17 protein-coding genes and 1 pseudogene are annotated in these 15497 nt (G+C 35.8%); 14 read left to right on the forward strand and 4 right to left on the reverse strand.

What is annotated here, in order from left to right:
• Positions 1 to 11: 11 nt before the first annotated feature.
• Together groL and HMPREF2802_RS07970 are read left to right on the forward strand one after the other, a co-directional pair.
• Positions 12 to 1637, forward strand: coding sequence for a chaperonin GroEL (gene groL, locus HMPREF2802_RS07965; RefSeq protein WP_070503503.1), 1626 nt, complete (start codon positions 12 to 14; stop codon positions 1635 to 1637).
• Between the two features lie 439 nt (positions 1638 to 2076).
• A pseudogene (locus HMPREF2802_RS07970) lies at positions 2077 to 2467 on the forward strand (DUF1433 domain-containing protein).
• Between the two features lie 81 nt (positions 2468 to 2548).
• On the opposite strand, the gene HMPREF2802_RS07975 reads toward HMPREF2802_RS07970, so the two are convergent.
• Positions 2549 to 3085: a hypothetical protein gene (locus HMPREF2802_RS07975; RefSeq protein ID WP_070503505.1), complete on the reverse strand. Its 537-nt coding sequence runs from the start codon at positions 3083 to 3085 to the stop codon at positions 2549 to 2551.
• Positions 3086 to 3278: 193 nt separating this feature from the next.
• Here HMPREF2802_RS07975 and HMPREF2802_RS07980 point away from each other — a divergent pair, with 193 nt between their 5' ends.
• Positions 3279 to 3743, forward strand: coding sequence for a DinB family protein (locus HMPREF2802_RS07980; RefSeq protein ID WP_070503507.1), 465 nt, complete (start codon positions 3279 to 3281; stop codon positions 3741 to 3743).
• Positions 3744 to 3811: 68 nt separating this feature from the next.
• On the opposite strand, the gene HMPREF2802_RS07985 is transcribed toward HMPREF2802_RS07980, so the two are convergent.
• Entirely contained in the window at positions 3812 to 5098 is a 1287-nt protein-coding gene (locus HMPREF2802_RS07985) for an aminotransferase class I/II-fold pyridoxal phosphate-dependent enzyme (RefSeq protein ID WP_070503509.1), read from the reverse strand.
• A 555-nt stretch (positions 5099 to 5653) separates the two neighbouring features.
• Between HMPREF2802_RS07985 and HMPREF2802_RS07990 the strand changes: the two genes are divergently transcribed.
• The 9 genes from HMPREF2802_RS07990 (at position 5654) to HMPREF2802_RS08030 (ending at position 12029) form a co-directional block, all read left to right on the forward strand.
• A complete protein-coding gene (locus HMPREF2802_RS07990; RefSeq protein ID WP_070503511.1) occupies positions 5654 to 5875 on the forward strand; it encodes an SE1626 family protein in 222 nt (73 codons plus the stop codon).
• Between the two features lie 287 nt (positions 5876 to 6162).
• Positions 6163 to 6540, forward strand: coding sequence for a PSM export ABC transporter transcriptional regulator PmtR (locus tag HMPREF2802_RS07995; protein WP_002471752.1), 378 nt, complete (start codon positions 6163 to 6165; stop codon positions 6538 to 6540).
• Positions 6540 to 7445, forward strand: a complete 906-nt coding sequence (locus HMPREF2802_RS08000) for a phenol-soluble modulin export ABC transporter ATP-binding protein PmtA (RefSeq protein ID WP_070503513.1) — start codon at positions 6540 to 6542, stop codon at positions 7443 to 7445. Before HMPREF2802_RS07995 ends, HMPREF2802_RS08000 begins: the two co-directional genes overlap by 1 nt.
• Entirely contained in the window at positions 7442 to 8125 is a 684-nt protein-coding gene (locus tag HMPREF2802_RS08005; RefSeq protein ID WP_070503515.1) for a phenol-soluble modulin export ABC transporter permease subunit PmtB, read from the forward strand. The genes HMPREF2802_RS08000 and HMPREF2802_RS08005 overlap by 4 nt, the downstream gene beginning before the upstream one ends.
• A 20-nt stretch (positions 8126 to 8145) precedes the next feature.
• A complete protein-coding gene (locus tag HMPREF2802_RS08010; protein ID WP_002471743.1) occupies positions 8146 to 8808 on the forward strand; it encodes a phenol-soluble modulin export ABC transporter permease subunit PmtB in 663 nt (220 codons plus the stop codon).
• Between the two features lie 12 nt (positions 8809 to 8820).
• Positions 8821 to 9693, forward strand: coding sequence for a phenol-soluble modulin export ABC transporter ATP-binding protein PmtC (locus HMPREF2802_RS08015; protein ID WP_002471750.1), 873 nt, complete (start codon positions 8821 to 8823; stop codon positions 9691 to 9693).
• A complete protein-coding gene (locus HMPREF2802_RS08020; RefSeq protein ID WP_070503517.1) occupies positions 9693 to 10421 on the forward strand; it encodes a phenol-soluble modulin export ABC transporter permease subunit PmtD in 729 nt (242 codons plus the stop codon). The genes HMPREF2802_RS08015 and HMPREF2802_RS08020 overlap by 1 nt, the downstream gene beginning before the upstream one ends.
• Positions 10422 to 10614: 193 nt before the next feature.
• Positions 10615 to 11175: a DUF1700 domain-containing protein gene (locus HMPREF2802_RS08025; protein ID WP_070503519.1), complete on the forward strand. Its 561-nt coding sequence runs from the start codon at positions 10615 to 10617 to the stop codon at positions 11173 to 11175.
• Positions 11172 to 12029, forward strand: coding sequence for a DUF4097 family beta strand repeat-containing protein (locus HMPREF2802_RS08030; protein WP_070503521.1), 858 nt, complete (start codon positions 11172 to 11174; stop codon positions 12027 to 12029). The genes HMPREF2802_RS08025 and HMPREF2802_RS08030 overlap by 4 nt, the downstream gene beginning before the upstream one ends.
• Before the next feature lie 60 nt (positions 12030 to 12089).
• Here the strand turns inward: HMPREF2802_RS08030 and HMPREF2802_RS08035 are convergent, their stop codons facing one another.
• Positions 12090 to 13130 carry a C45 family autoproteolytic acyltransferase/hydrolase gene (locus HMPREF2802_RS08035; protein ID WP_070503523.1) on the reverse strand — a complete coding sequence of 347 codons (1041 nt, stop codon included), beginning with the start codon at positions 13128 to 13130 and terminating at the stop codon, positions 12090 to 12092.
• 415 nt (positions 13131 to 13545) lie between these two features.
• Here HMPREF2802_RS08035 and HMPREF2802_RS12015 point away from each other — a divergent pair, with 415 nt between their 5' ends.
• Positions 13546 to 13716 carry a hypothetical protein gene (locus HMPREF2802_RS12015; protein ID WP_088606350.1) on the forward strand — a complete coding sequence of 57 codons (171 nt, stop codon included), beginning with the start codon at positions 13546 to 13548 and terminating at the stop codon, positions 13714 to 13716.
• A 50-nt stretch (positions 13717 to 13766) separates the two neighbouring features.
• Here the strand turns inward: HMPREF2802_RS12015 and HMPREF2802_RS08040 are convergent, their stop codons facing one another.
• On the reverse strand, positions 13767 to 14174 hold the full coding sequence (locus tag HMPREF2802_RS08040; RefSeq protein ID WP_070503525.1) for a YolD-like family protein: 408 nt from the start codon (positions 14172 to 14174) through the stop codon (positions 13767 to 13769).
• A 215-nt stretch (positions 14175 to 14389) separates the two neighbouring features.
• Between HMPREF2802_RS08040 and HMPREF2802_RS08045 the strand changes: the two genes are divergently transcribed.
• Entirely contained in the window at positions 14390 to 15427 is a 1038-nt protein-coding gene (locus HMPREF2802_RS08045; RefSeq protein WP_070503527.1) for a 6-phosphogluconolactonase, read from the forward strand.
• Positions 15428 to 15497 lie beyond the last annotated feature (70 nt).

Raw genomic sequence — 15497 nt, forward strand, 5'->3', positions numbered from 1 at the left:
GGGTTCCAATAATGGCTAAAGACTTGAAATACTCAGAAGACGCACGCCAAGCAATGTTGCGCGGTGTAGATAAACTTGCGAATGCGGTGAAAGTAACGATCGGTCCTAAAGGCCGCAATGTTGTGTTAGATAAATCGTATACATCTCCACTCATCACGAATGATGGTGTGACAATCGCTAAAGAAATCGAACTTGAAGATCCTTATGAAAATATGGGTGCGAAGCTCGTTCAAGAAGTTGCGAACAAGACTAATGAAATCGCTGGTGACGGTACAACTACCGCTACAGTTCTCGCTCAAGCGATGATTCAAGAAGGGCTTAAGAACGTGACAAGCGGTGCGAACCCAGTCGGTATACGTCAAGGTATCGATAAAGCAGTGGGAGTGGCAACACAAGCATTGCATGATATTTCTCAAAAAGTAGAAAATAAAAACGAAATAGCGCAAGTTGGCTCAATTTCTGCAGCTGACGAAGAAATTGGTAAATATATTTCAGAAGCGATGGACAAAGTAGGTAACGATGGCGTTATCACGATTGAAGAGTCTAACGGCTTTAACACTGAACTCGAAGTTGTTGAAGGTATGCAATTCGATCGTGGTTACCAATCTCCATACATGGTCACAGATTCAGATAAAATGGTGGCAGATCTCGAACGTCCTTACATTTTAATCACTGATAAAAAAATCTCATCATTCCAAGATATCTTACCGTTACTTGAACAAGTCGTACAATCTAATCGTCCAGTGTTAATCGTGGCTGACGAAGTCGAAGGCGATGCATTAACTAACATCGTGCTTAACCGTATGCGTGGAACGTTCACTGCAGTAGCTGTTAAAGCGCCAGGCTTCGGCGATCGTCGTAAAGCAATGTTAGAGGACTTAGCGATCCTCACAGGTGCCCAAGTTATCACTGATGACCTCGGCTTAGACTTGAAAGATGCTACGATGGACATGTTAGGTACTGCAAATAAAGCAGAAATCACGAAAGACCACACTACAATCGTTGATGGCGACGGTAAAGAAGAAGATATCGACGCGCGTGTAAGCCAAATCAAAGCGCGTATGGAAGAAACTGAATCTGAGTTCGATATTGAGAAACTTCAAGAACGTCTTGCGAAATTAGCAGGCGGTGTAGCAGTGATCAAAGTCGGTGCTGCAAGTGAAACTGAACTTAAAGAGCGTAAACTTCGTATCGAAGACGCGTTGAACTCTACACGTGCTGCAGTAGAGGAAGGCATCGTCGCTGGTGGCGGTACAGCTTACATGAATATCTATGATAAAATTGCGGACATCGAAGCAGAAGGTGACGTGGCTACAGGTGTAAACCTCGTCTTGAAAGCATTAGAAGCACCTGTACGTCAAATTGCTGAAAACGCTGGTTTAGAAGGTTCAATTATCGTTGAACGCTTGAAAAATGCAGATGTCGGTGTAGGATTCAACGCTGCTGACGACGAATGGGTAAATATGATCGATGCAGGTATCGTGGACCCTACAAAAGTGACACGTTCTGCACTACAACACGCAGCAAGTGTCGCAGCGATGTTCTTAACTACAGAAGCAGTCGTTGCTGAAATTCCTGATAAAGATGACAACGAAGGTCAAGCAGGAATGGGCGGCGGCATGCCAGGTATGATGTAGGAATAGTGCTGGATGTAAGTGTGTCGGCGATTTGATGTTTATGTCGTGCGTCGATTGTGCATAAAATGAGCATATAAATTTTTGGAGGAGACGCTTTCCATAAGTTGATTGGACTTGTGGAGGCGTCCTTTTTTTGTGGATTCGGGGGAGGTAGGTTGGGACGCGGAATGCATATAGTATAAGGCGGAATTCTGAAGTACCGAGGCTCAGGGTTAAGTACAAGTGTAAGTTGGGAGACATTTTAACTCATAGGGATATGGTCTGATTCAGAATAAAAGATTAAATACGTTAGTAGAGAGCGAATTAAAATTTGAGTTTCGGTTAACAAGAGTAAAGCTAATAAGGAGGAGATAAGTATTTGTGGAATTAGATAGATCTCGGTAAAGTGCATTGAAATATGTTATGTTTACTATGATATTTATGAATTTATCTTTTAGGAATGATCATAGTGAAGAGAAAGGCTTATTTAAATGTTGGAATTATAGCTCTAATTCTAATAGTTGCAGGGTCTTATTTAATATATAAGCATAACGAAAAAGAGAAATTTTATAGTGAGAAAAAAGAAAGAATCATTACTTACATGAAACATAATGTTAAAGATTATAAAAGCATAACCTTTACTAATTTTAAAAGAAACCCCATGGATGGTTATGACATAACTGGTTATATAAATAACGATAAAAAAACTTGAGTTCACAGCTGGTGTTAGATCTACAGAAAATTATCAGTTCGAAGGGGATATATCATTTACTGGCGAACTTTCTAAGGTATTAAATAAAAATACTAAAACTGTTTCACAGATTGAAGAAGAGAAAAGAAATAGAAACTGAGAAGAAATAGAGATACATTGAGAGAAGCTCCAGTTAGCCATCTAGAAGGGCCTAACTGGAGCTTAGTTTAATGCGAATATACTAGTTACCATATTTATTTTGATAATATTCTAAAGCTTCAAGAATTTGATCTCCGTCATCACCGTCGTATTGTCCGTTTTCAATCATAAATTTAGTTTGCATTTCGCCGGAAGATAAGCCGGTTCCAGTATTTTTTCTCCATTCTTGATCTGGCATATTCATATATGGATTATTAGGATCATAACCTGTGGCTTGTGATTGTTGCTGTTGACTTGTTTGAGTCTGAGCAGGTTGTTGTTGGTTAACTTGGTTCTGATTGGATTGCTCTGAGTTTAACTCCTCGTTATCGTTAGAAGTTTGATTATTATTAGAAGCTTGTTCGTTGTTGACACTAGAACTGTTTGTATTATTTTTGTTTTCATTATTAGAGTCAGAGGAATTCTTTGAGCTTTTCTTTGAATTATTTTTCTCTTTCTCCTTATTTTCACTTTTATGTTTCTTTTCATGATGAGTAGAATGTTTTTCTTCATGATTGTCATTACCGCATGCAGCTAATAATATTGCAGATGCAGTTAAAATAGGTAGTACCTTTTTCATATTTCATTCCGCCTTATATAAAGATGATTATGTCAGTTATTTAACAGTTTCATTTAATATTGATTATACTATAGAACAAATGGTTTAACTATAAGAATTTTAAATTAATTTTATGAATATGAATGCATAAGGATAGTTTTCTAGGGGTATTTCCATAATAACAAGAATTTGTGAGAGGAGTGTATCGTCATTTATGGCTAAAGATACATTAAATGATGCTGTAGAGTTAGGAATCAACCACTTACTTGAAGGTTACGATAATTGGGAAGTGGCTTCAGTGCTAGATAAAGAAAGTGAGTATTTTCCAAACACGCTACATTGGCAATACGGTCACTTACTCACAGTATTTGAACTTGCACTTTCAATGGTTGAGCAGAACGAAGTTGACGTAGGTCGTTACAATCAGCTATTTGGCTATGGAACGCGACCTTCTGACTGGGGAGACGCGGAAGTTCCCGAAATCGATGACATTCTCGAACATATCAAGACGTTACCTGAGCGAGTAGGAAATTTAACTTCTACTCAGCTTGAAACCGAGCTAGAGGAACCGATGATTGGATGCGAAACGTTAGGAGAGTTAATCGCCTTGAATGCTATTCACGTTCCACTTCACAATGGTAAAATTGAAGAAATGACACGTGTGTTAAAGCAAATTTAAAACGTATTAATTCCAATATATACTAAAAAGGAGGGGCACCCCGAAGTGCTCCTCCTTTTGAAGTTTCATTATTGTAATTCGCTAATCGCTTTAGCAATTGATTCGAAAACATGTGGAATATCATCTTTTTCTATACAGCTAAAGGCGATACGAATGTCAGTGTCATTTAAGGCAATGATACCAATAGAATAGTTGTCGATGAGGTGTGTTCGTAACGCTTCAGGTTTCACACCTTTAACTTTAAGTGCCATGAAATAACCAGAGTTAAAGTCGTATGGTTGCCAGTAATCACTGAATTTCTCATCATACACAAGTTCTTTCGTCACTTCATAACGTGCTTTCAACGTCTCAAAGTTCTGTTCTAACTCTTTATCAAGTTGATCGCGATTCTCAAGAACATGTTTAACAATACTTTGTGAAGGCATAGGACCGCTTGAGATATTACTACGGATTAAACCTTTCACTTTCGCTTCAATGACTTCTTGGGCTTTAGAATCTTTAATACCAAATGTGATGAAACCAACACGTAAGCCCCATGCAAACAATTCTTTCGTAGCACCATCTAAACGAATAGGTAACACATTGTCAGAATCGAGTTGCGTTAAAGCAGAGAATAATGAATATGGATACACATCTTCGTAGAACAAGCCGAAGTAAGCGTCATCGACTACCGCAATGATATGAGTGCCACGATCCGCTGCACGTTTGATTGCTTGAACAATTTCATTTACTTCATCTTTAGAAGGTGTGTAACCTGTTGGGTTGTTTGGATAGTTTAAGACTAAGAAGATCTTCTCTTGATTACTTTGATCTAGCGTTTCAACTAACGCTTGTGTAGTGTAATGACCTTCACTATCAAAGATAGGGTACGTGTCAATTTGTGCACTGTGACGTGTACCGAATACGAGTTTATAGTTACCCCAGTTGTGACTTGGTAATAAGATCGTATCATTAGTATCCACGAACAAATCGCCAACTAATGATAAACCGTGAGTTAATGCATTCGTCACGATAGGTCTTGAGAAGTCATCTTTACTGAGTTCAGGGTTGTCTCGTAGCATCTTGTCTGTCCAAAGATCGCGCAAGTCTTCAATACCTTGAGGTGGAGCGTATGGAAACACCTCGTCCGGTTCGAGTTCAGAGAAGACGTTGTATAAACTGTCAGCATACATTTTTCTATCTCTATAAGTAGCCATTCCGATAGTGGCATTGTATTCTGTAGATTTCGCTTCAGCTGATTGAGATAAAATGCCTTTCGGATAATACATCAATTTACCCAAGTCAGAAAGCATATCAGCAATTTGTGGTTGAGACTTAGTAAGTTGTTCATTTAAATCTAATGCTAAAGGGTTCATAGTTGTTCAACCTCTCTTCATCTAATTCATATTTCATCTTTAAGTTTATCTTGAAATGAGCTAAAGATAAAGTGATGTAGCGTGTTTTGTCACTTATACGGAACAAATTATAATAAAATAGAACACGTGTTCGCTAATTTGTGTTAGAATAACGTTAGGCCGTCCTAGTCCTACATGGAATTTCGATATGTGGGAGGTGTAGTATAATGGAGTGGTGGCAAGATTTAATCATTACCATACTTTCAGGTGGCATCCTCATTATCTTCCGAATTTGGTTAGAGAATAAATGGAAAGATAAATAGGTGGCCTTACACGTTAAAAACCCCAAGTCAGGTTGCGGCTGACTTGGGGTTGTGTAGTATAATTCGTGGACAACTTAATTGTAGCATTAGTGAAATAATACAGCAAGGTATTTATATAATTGTTAGCATTAAGTTGCGCGATAGACACATCGTCAGCTATGAATTAAAGAATATTAAGATGATATAATGACGGTAATCGACTTAGTAAAGTGATGAGGACTTTGTTATACTGGTAATGTTTTGAGGTGATATGATGAAACATTTAACGAAAATATTTGTGACTTTAGCAATTATCTTATTTATAGTTGGTTATTACTTACAAGCGACAGATCATGAAAGTACAGGTATCAAATTGCTCATTGCCGCTATTATGTTTATGATTTGTGCATTTATTAACCGTAGTAATGATCGTCGCAAGAAGCGGGAAGAATATTACCGTAGACAACAAGCAGAAAAACAACGTAAAAAGAAGTAAATAGTGAGAGAGTAGTTAATTCTGCCTTTCTAAAATGAATAATTAATATAAGCACGTTCCGTAATCTTTGATTATGGAGCGTTTTTTGTATGTACAATCTTAGGGATTGAGCAGTAAATTGAAGAATGTATAGATGTACATATTGATTTTTGACTGTGTATATACAGAATATGTACAGTTTAAACCCCGTAATAACACGTTTTTTAACATAAATTTTACTCAGAGGGTTTACAATATTGTGTATAGTGTGTATGCTATGTATATACAGTTGATAGGGGAGGACGTTCATGAAAATACTTTTAAAAAATAATAGTGAACAGCCGATTTACGAACAGATAAAACAACAAGTGAAAGAGAACATCCTTAAGGGAATCGTTGCACCTGGGGAACATCTTCCTTCTATGCGTGAGCTCGCACAAGATTTAAGCGTCAGTGTGATTACAACTAAGCGTGCTTATGAAGATCTCGAGAAAGATGGCTTTGTCTATACCATTCGCGGTAAGGGCACTTTCGTTAAAGAACAAGATAGTAATATCTTGAAAGAGAAGCAATTTATAGTTATCGAATCCTACGCGAAATCAATGGCGAAAGAAGCTAAGACGATTGGCATGTCGTTATCCGAATTAGTAGACATTCTATCACTCATCTATGAGGAGGAAGAATGATGAATGCGATTGAGTTAAATAATGTAAGCTATAAGACGAAACGCTTTCAGTTAGACGATATCTCATTTAATGTACCTCAAGGATTTGTCACTGGTTTCATTGGGGCGAACGGATCAGGTAAGACAACAATTATTCGCTTGATCATGGATCTCTTACAAGCAGATAAAGGCTCAATACGCTTATTTGGTAAATCCATGAACATGGATGAAGTAGGGATTAAAGAAAAAATCGGATTTGTCTACTCTGAACTCTATTTGAACGATAAGTGGACGATTAAAAAAGCTGAAAAAATGATTGCACCATTTTATAAAAAGTGGAATCACGATACCTTCTATGATTATTTAAACAAATTCGATTTACCCTACAAAGCGAAAATTAAGACCTTGTCTACTGGAATGAAGATGAAGCTAAACATTGCTTTCGCATTCAGTCATGATGCTGAATTATTCATTCTTGATGAGCCAACAGCAGGTCTTGATCCAATCGTTCGCAATGAAGTCTTAGATTTGATTCAAAAAGAATTAATCAACGAGAACAAGACAGTCTTACTTTCTACGCACATTATTTCAGACTTAGAAAAGATTGCCGATTACTTAGTTTATCTCAAAGACGGCGATATCATCTTAGATAATTACTTAGATGAAATTATTCAGAATTACAAAATTGTGCGCGGACCTAATGATTTGCTTGATGATGAACTTAAAGATTTAACCATTTTCCATGAAGATAATAAAACAGGCTTCACTGCTCTAACTAAAGAACATCACGTATTTGAAGAACTGTTTGGTAATCAAGTGATGGTAAGCAATCCAACTATTGAAGAACTCATGATTTATTTAGGTAAAGGTGATAGAGAAGGGAGCCACAGTTCTCATCAAAGTCAAGACGAGGTGGCATCTCAATGAAACAGCTGTTACTGAGAAATATCAAGCTAAGAAAAACTACGCTAATAGTATATATTTTGCTAATAGCTATTTCGCCTTTACAATGCCTAATACCAACTGGAAGTAACTTAGGAAAGTGGATTATAGGAGTCTTAGCAATGCTACTAATAGCAATTACTATCAAGGATTCAGCACATTTGTTCCGTTTTCATAATAAATTAGGCAAAGATTCGTACTATTATCAAGCAAGTTTACCAGTAAGTAAGTTCTCTTTGCTTAATGCTAACTTAGTTACGATGCTAATTTTTACTGCTTTAGGGTGTTTAGTTCTTTTGGTTTATCAGCCTACAACGAGTTTACCAGATGCAGATTTGGGGTCTATAAATTGGATTACTACTTATATTGCACTTAATTTCTTAGCTATGCCTATTGCATTTAAGCGATACACAGAAGTTAAATCTGATAATGTAAATTATATTTTTTACTTAATTTTAATGTATATAATTATTCCAATAATATTGATAATTATTTCTCTAGTAATTACTGCAATCTTTATCATAACTCATGTGTTATCTAGCTCAGTAGCAGGCGAATATTTAGATAAAATATCTATATTGATTGATATAGGCTGCTTAACAATTAGTACAATATGGCTTTTAATCAACTACTACATTCAAAGTAAGAAAGTCAGAAACAAATAATATGAGAGGAGTGACATTCCATGAAAAGTTTAGTCATCCGAAATTTAAAGCTGCGTCAGACCACGATTATTATTTATTTAATTTTAGCACTCCTCTCACCATTACAATTTTTAATTAGATATAAATTAGTTTATTCAATTTCTGAACTTATATTCCCATTTTTGGTAGTAATATTTTACTTCCTATCCATCAAAGATTCAGCCCATATATTTAGAGTACATCATAAGTTAGGTGAACAAGCTTATTGGTTCTTTGGGAGCTTACCACTATCTAAAAAACAAATGTTGAATGCGAACTACATTACAATGTTGATTTTCACTCTAGGTGGAGCGATTGTATTAGGACTATATTCTATTCCGCTTTCTGTAATGAATGGAATGAATTGGACTTATGCTATTCCGCTAGTATACGTAGCTGTAAACTTCTTTACCATACCATGTGTGTTTAGAAGATATACCGAAGTTAAACAAGAACGAATAACTTATTTATTCCATATATTAGCTATGTGCTTGCTACTGCCATTAGCAATTACAATGATTTACCTCGGTATACGCGTATTTATTCTTGGATACCTAGATAACTACATTAACGTCTTTAATCCGTGGTTTAACTCAGGTTATCTTTTAGTCAGCGCTGTAATGTTGATTATTAACTATTTTATCCAACTTAAAAAAGTAAGTTAAAGGAGGAATTAGATGCAATTACAAGAAGTAACTAAGACATATAATGATAATACTGTCTTAGATAAGATTGACTTTGATTTCGGTAAAAGTCAGATTGTCGGTTTAATTGGTAAAAACGGTGTTGGTAAAACAACATTAATGAAAATTATGAACGGTAATATTGCGAACTATCAAGGTAAAGTTGACCTAGGTAAAAATCATAACATGGGTTATTTAATTGAAAATCCTAAGCTTTATGACAATAAAACAGGTCTAAACAACTTGAAACAATTCGCTCAAGTATTAGGTAAAGGTTTCGACAAAGGATATACAGACAAAATTATCGATGCATTCGGTATGCGTCCTTACATGAATAAAAAAGTTAAGAAATACTCCATGGGTATGAAACAAAAGCTAGCTATCGCAGTTTCTCTCATGAGTAAACCGAAGTTCCTTATCTTGGACGAACCTACAAACGGTATGGACCCAGATGGTTCAATCGATGTACTTAAGACAATTCAGTCTTTAGTACAAGATCTCGGTATGAAAATCTTAATTTCTAGTCACAAATTAGAAGATATTGAATTGATTTGTGACCGTGCTGTGTTCTTAAGAGATGGTCATTTTGTACAAGACGTGGATATGTCAGAAGGAGCGCCATCAGATAGCACCGTGCTTACTATTAATCCAGACGAATTTGGAACAGCGCTTGAATTATTAACTGAGAAGTTCAATGTTATGCAATCTCATAAAGAAAGTGGAGAAATTATTCTTAAAGCTCAAAAAGATTACAAACCACTTCTTAAAGCTTTAGCATCTAAAGATATTTATCCGAAATACATTGAAACACGTAAAAGTTCTCTACGTGATACTTACTTTAGTATTAATCAGAGAGGTGATAAATAATGAATCCATTACAATTAGTTAAATATGATTTGTACAGCATAATTAAGAGCCCATTAACATATATTGCACTTATTTTAGCTATCCTACCTCAGATTGGAATCACTTACATGTTTGTTCATCAGAATGATTCAGTACCATCTGGTGCTATCATTGGTATGGCAGCTTGGTTCTTTACAGTTACTGGGTTATTATTCGTCATCAAAACGATTACACGTGATTTATCTCAAGGTACGATTCAGCTCTACATGAACAAGACAAAGAACAGAATCGGTTATATTATTGCTAAGACAATTTCTATAGTACTAATCGCTGTGCTATTCATGTTAATCTTGACTATTTATACTCAAATCGTACAAGCATGTGTTGATACTGATTCAATCAAAACACATAAATACTTTGATTATTTATGGTTTATCATCCTAACTTACTTATTCTATGGTCTTTTCTTATTCCTAATTGCTTTAATTGTCCCAAAACCAGCATTGATTTTTACATTAGGAATCTTCTTAATTATCATCGTTCCTGTTGCAGATTCATTCTTACCAATGATTCCGCATTTCGGTGATAAAATCAAAGATGCACTTAAATATATACCATTTGGTTATATTCCTGAAAAAACACAAAGAACAGACCAAACATTCTCAAACTGGCAATGGTTTATTACTCCAGCGTCAATCGTAGTATTATTTGTGATTAACTTATTCTACGGTGCTAAAAAAGATATCTAATAAGACATGTGGGTATAGGTGAATATTCATCTATATCCACTTTATTTATGTTAAATATCCCTTGAAATGGGATGCATCTCACATGCGCGTATGCTATATTTAAAGAAATAATATAATTTATTTGTCTATAATGATACATATAATTAACTATTGTTATTTTAATAATATATTCCTAGTTAATGGCGGTTTTAATATGGATAAGATTACTTTTCTTAACGAACTCGAACAAGAATTGCACCGTCTATCAAAGTATAAACGGGATTTAAAAATGTTCGAGTATGAACGATATTTTTTCGACGAAGAACAAAAAGGAAAAAATGAATATCAGATCGTAGGGGAGTTACCTGCTCCTAAGCAAATCGCTAAAGATATTATGGTCAATGACGATTTGAAGAAAGCTGAATTTGAACCTACGATGAAGAATGTAATGCGCGCACTTTCTACATCCTTTAGTGTGAGCTTGCTATCATCAATCATTCTGCTAATACCTATAGTTATTATTGCAATTCTTTTTATTGGCTTACTTTTATTAGGATGCGGTTTTATTGTCACACCTCTTATCTTATTACTTAACGGAGTGATGAATGATAACCTTAGCATGGCCTTAAGTAACTATCTCTTCACCTTTGCGTATGTAGGAATAGGGTTGATGATTATTGCTGTCGTCCTAAGTTTGACGCATGTACTCTATCGATACATTATTAAATATTTACGTTGGAATAACGATAAGATGAAAAGGAGAGCCTTAACATGAAGCGATTATTCATCATTGGATTGAGCCTTTTTATCATTTGCTTTCTAGCTGCTACCCTTGTTTGGTTTGGCTTTGAACATAAAAAGTTTCAAATTAACGAATATCAAAAAACGTTTCATCAAGATGCGGATGATCTTACGGTTAATTTGAAATCCCAAGTAAGACAAGACGTGACGATTAAGAAAGGACAACACTTTGCCATTCACTATAAAGGTAAAAGATATATTCGTCATACACATTCAAACAATCATTTAACAATTAGTGAGAAGGTAAATAAGAAAGATCGTTATGGTATGAACTTCAATCCATTTCGACTTAAGAAAGATAGTTTAGTTATTACTGTTCCTCCTAAAAAGTTAAATTCGTTGAGCATACATAATGTGAATGGGACATTATCTATTAAAAATATCTCGACTCAATCAATGAATTTAGATTCGGAACAATATAATAATTTGGATTTTAATATATCTGACACAAAAATTGGTCATTTAAAATATTTAACTGAAAAAGTCAATGCTAATGTAAATAACAGCGAAATACTCGGGGGCAAGCTCAAGACAGACGAGGGCGAACTCAAATTGCATAAAACATTATTAAAAAACGTAGCAGTGATTAATCATGAAAATGATATCAATCTTACAGATATGCAACCATTGTGTAACTTTAAGGCATCTTCTGATAATGGCGATATACATCTGAATTATCAACATAAACCGAAAGATACATCACTAAAGCTTAATCCTATATTTGGTAAAGAACATATTGATAATCCATATTTTAAAGATTATAGGGTAGGGAACGGTAATAATAAAATCGAGCTTTATACGTATTATGGAGATATTTATATTAAATAAGATGAAGGCCCGAGTAAGGAGAAACACAAAATCTTTTCTCCTTAACTCGGTCTTTCTTTATTATTGTGTCGCAAAAGTAAGATCTGTATCAATTGCTCCTTTAAGAGGAGATAGATTAATCTTGTTTCCGTTTAACCAATCATTAAAGTTAAAGACACGTGGGTTATCATTTTCACCTAAAGTAATCCAAGCTTCCAAAGATTGAGGCTTATAGAGAACAGTATGGATGGTGCCAGACCAACTTTTAAATAACTTACTATAAATGCCATATTGCGGGTCATTAAATAACTGAAAGGCATCATCTGGCTTCAAACCATGAGAAGTATGTTTCAGCACTTGATGTAAGCGCGCTTTCGATTCTTTCGTATAATTACGATTCTCATGAGTCAGTAGTTTAAAATGATTGGTACACGTTCTGTCATAACGTACTTCAATTGAACGTGGTGAAACTTCGATGATGGCATGGTTAAGGTGTTTATCCATAACGATATAGCTAAATGAACTACGATGCGGTAATTCTTTAAGAAATTGAATGGCTTCAGGTACATCTTTACAATACTGAAGAACAAGTCGACCAATCATATAACAAACGAAGCCGTTCTTAGGTTTCTTTCGATGCATAAAGTTGTAACCCATGACTAAACCTGCCTCGTTCATTCCATCCATGCGTCCTGTAATTCTTGAGGTAGGGCCGATTTGAGCAAGACCGCCATCGTTTGGTTTAAAGAGTAAATATCGGCCGTCATATGTAGCTGGATGATAATCATAGTTTCTCAATAAATAATCATCACCGATGTAAACGGTACAGCCACTATCTTTCAAATCGGTAAAGCGATAATGTGCGAAATTGAGAAGCATTTGTCGTGTAGGCAAATTAAGTACATCTTGAATTCCTTTGAGTTCTTCCCAGATCTGAGGCGCATAGGTTTGGAAGATTTGATATGTTTCATTGATATCGATATCAAATCTCGGTGTTCGTTTACGCCATTCTTTTTCACGATTTTTCAAAATTTCAGTTGTTTGTAACCACTTAGCTGTTTCTACGCCTAAGTCATAATGCGACCCTTTGAACGTCATAATTTCAGATGAAACCTGTTGCACCGCCAAAACCTCTTTCTTACAAAATTGTAATTATAGTGTAATTTAATATTAATTGTAATATTAGTGTTAGTCATTTAGAATATAATTAAATCAATCTAAGGGAGTGATTATTATTTACCGCACTGTAGTCAATGTCCTCAAGAACTGGTGGGCAAGATAAGAATCTGTTACTTTAGCTTACGATGTTAGACCCCACATATTCACCAAAGACGTATAGATGATTTGCGGATTTCAATTCAACTTTGATAGTATCACAAGGTGTTTGAAGTGTCAGTCAATCTAACTTCTATTGAGTAATAGAGAAATATAATACCTTTTTGCATAACTGAGATGAGAAAGGGTATATATTTATTGATACTTCGAAATGTGCTATCATAGTGATAGTGACGCAATATAAATACGAGGTGAACAAGACATGTGGAATTTTATCAAAGGTTTATTTAAATTTACATTCGGCACAATTTTAACACTTTCTTTACTTGCAGGTGTTGGTGCTGTAGTTTTCGCTTTTGTATTCAAAAAAGACTTTGAAGACATCGAAAACAAAACGAAACAAATCGTTTCTGATATTGAATCACACGATTAATCATGTGAATATGAACGGTTATAGCAGTTGCTATAACCGTTTTTTCTATACTAAGCGAGAAAATGAATAGCAGTTATATCTAATAGGGAGAAAGTGAGTGGTTTATCGGAATGGTAATCGCGACCTTTCAAACTCATATTCAACATATCAATATGCGTAATATGCAGTTCGACGGTATGTAGAGCACCGGCTTGATAGTATTCCATCTGCACAGGTTGCTCATCATGCAAGGCTTGATGCATCTTGCAATTCAATTCATTCAACTGATCCTCTGATAATGTCGGACGCTGAATCTTATCTTGATCAAGTATGTATTCATGAATACGTTCGAACTGTTCGGGTAAAGTAGCGAACGGTGCCCATTTGACCATACCTCGACCTTGCGGAATCTGAGAATCCAAGTATTCTCTAGGGATCTTGCGATAATCCGTCTCGTCTTTGTACTTATCAGGAATCATTGTAACCTCCACCTTTCACTCAATATTATAGAACAAGTGTTCGTATATCGCAAGTCTTTTTTTCAAGATTTCAGACAATTAATTTTACTCATATAGGATAAAAAGTCTAACCTCGCAAACACCACAGGCGAATTCACCTCACTAAAAACATTTCAGTGTTAATTCAAACGGGTATTTATTAGAATGAAGTTAACAATACATTGGAGGGTTCAATAATGACGCAAGGCTTTGTAGGTACGTATACGAAAGCGTCAGGCAAAGGTATTTATCGCTTTGATCTCGACGAATCACAAGGGACAATTTCAAATGTAGAAACTGGATATGAATTAGAAGGTTCAACATATATTAATCAACACCAAGATTTCTTGTATGCTGTAACGAAAGAAGAAGACGGTGAAGATTGTGGCATCACTAGCTTTAAGATTAAAGAAGACGGCACGCTCGGTTATATCAACGACTGTCTCGTTTCTCGAGGTAATGGTTGCTATGTAGAAGCGACTTCAAATGGAGAGTACGTGTTTGAAGCATGTTACGGCGCAGGACTTGCTCGTCTCTACAAGATTAACTCTCAATTTGGTCATATTGAAGGGCTTATGCATGAGTTAAAGCATGACTATGAAACAGGTCCTAAAGAACGTCAAGATGCGCCACACGTGCACATGATGAAAGAAACGCCGGATCATCAGTATGTGGTAGCGCTCGACTTGGGCACAGACAAGCTTGTGACATATCAGTTTGGTATGGACGGCTTGAAAGAATATGCTGTTTACGACTTTGAGCCAGGAGATGGACCACGTCATATCGCTTTCCATGAGGATGGTAAGCATGCATATGTTGTTCACGAATTGTCCAATTATGTGAGTGTGATGACGTATGAAGACGGTGAGTTCAAAGAGTTGGAACGTCATTTAACGATTCCTGAATCATTTGATGGAGATACGAAACTCGCAGCTGTGCGTCTTTCTCACGACCAGAAGTTTGTCTATATCAGTAACCGCGGTCACGACAGCATTGCTATTTTCAAAGTAACTGAAGCTGCTAAAGGATTAGAGTTAGTAGATATTGTTAAAAGTGGTGGTAGCTTCCCACGCGATTTCAATATTAGTCTTTCTGATGATTATCTCGTTTGTGCACATCAAGAAGACGATTCTGTTCTTACGGTGTTTAAAAGAGATAAAGCAACAGGGGAATTGACGATGACTGATAATCAAGCTCATGCGCCAGAAGGTGTATGCGTGCAATTTGTTCAATAATAAAATAAGAGTCTGGGACGTTGAATATTCGTCCCAGACTCTTTTTAAACTTACAAAAGGTCGCGACGCA

The sequence above is a fragment of the Staphylococcus sp. HMSC071G07 genome (assembly GCF_001811435.1).
GTDB lineage: Bacteria > Bacillota > Bacilli > Staphylococcales > Staphylococcaceae > Staphylococcus > Staphylococcus pettenkoferi.